Source organism: Oscillibacter sp. KLE 1745 (assembly GCF_000469445.2).
In the GTDB taxonomy this organism is placed as follows: domain Bacteria; phylum Bacillota; class Clostridia; order Oscillospirales; family Oscillospiraceae; genus Oscillibacter; species Oscillibacter welbionis.
Window position 1 is genome coordinate 1 of the sequence record NZ_KI271646.1, and the last position, 1,022, is coordinate 1,022.

1 protein-coding gene is annotated in these 1,022 nt (G+C 59.6%); it reads right to left on the reverse strand.

The window, feature by feature from the left end:
* On the reverse strand, nt 1-942 hold the full coding sequence (locus tag HMPREF1546_RS00030) for a creatininase family protein (protein WP_021747508.1): 942 nt from the start codon (nt 940-942) through the stop codon (nt 1-3).
* Nucleotides 943-1,022: the final 80 nt, after the last annotated feature.

The following is a 1,022-nucleotide window of genomic DNA, read 5'->3' on the forward strand; positions in this document are numbered from 1 at the left end:
TTACTTCTTGTAGTAGGTGGGTCGGCCCTTCTCGTCGTGGTCCTTGTCGAAGGTGGGATAGGCGCCGCCGTTGAAGCCGTTGTAGCCCAGGGGATTGCGGAAGCCCAGGGGGTTCTTGCCCACGGGATGGGTCTCCAGCAGCTCCTTGATCAGCTCACTGTAGCCCTCCACAACGGCCTCCACCAGCTTGTCGCCCTTCTCCTTGGTGGCCTTGGTGGGGTTGCCGATGACGCCGTAATCCAGGTCGTCCTTCTCCAGCAGCGCGAAGGTGCCCTCAGCGCCGTAGAACTGCCAGCGGTGAGAGGCCTCGCCGGGAGCCATCTTCCACTTGGGGTCCACCAGGGGCGTGCCGCCGCCGTCGATGGCCAGGTCCATGTGGACCAGGTCGCCGTACAGGGACAGCGCCATGGAGGTCTCCGCCTCGTCGGCGTGCCACATGAAGTCCTCCAGCACGTTCTTGTTGTCCCGCAGGAAGTCATACCAGGTGGAAGCCAGAACGAAGTAGCCCTCCATACCCAGCTTGTGAACGGCGGGGATGAAGCTGGAGTCGGCGCCGTGGGCCACCAGCATGATGAACTTGTTGTAGCCCACATTGGAGGCACTGGCGATGATGTCGTGCAGCAGGGCCATGTTGGTCTCATAGTTCAGGGTGATGGTGCCGGGCATGCCCATGTGCATGTAGGGATGACCGCCGTACATGGGGCAGGGGAGCACGGTGGCGCCGGACTTCTCCGCCACCTTCTTGGCCAGGCAGATGGCGTTGAAGCTGTCCAGGCCGTTGGGGCAGTGCGGGCCGTGCTGCTCAATGGCGCCCAGGGGCAGGATCGCCACGTCGTTGACCTCGTGGGCATACGCGATATTCACGGGTGCGGTGTTCTGGTCAAAAAACACAGAGTCTCTCTTATACAGCTTGAACTCCGTCTGCTTCTTCATCTCAGCCATGTTTCTCAAGTCCTTTCTTTGTTTCCAAAATGTATGTCTTTCTTTATGATTTCCAGTCGGCTTTTGACCAACAAAATCAA

Bases quoted from the DNA above. Each gene is read 5' to 3' on its own strand.
- HMPREF1546_RS00030 (WP_021747508.1), bottom strand. From the start codon at position 942: ATGGCTGAGATGAAGAAGCAGACGGAGTTCAAGCTGTATAAGAGAGAC.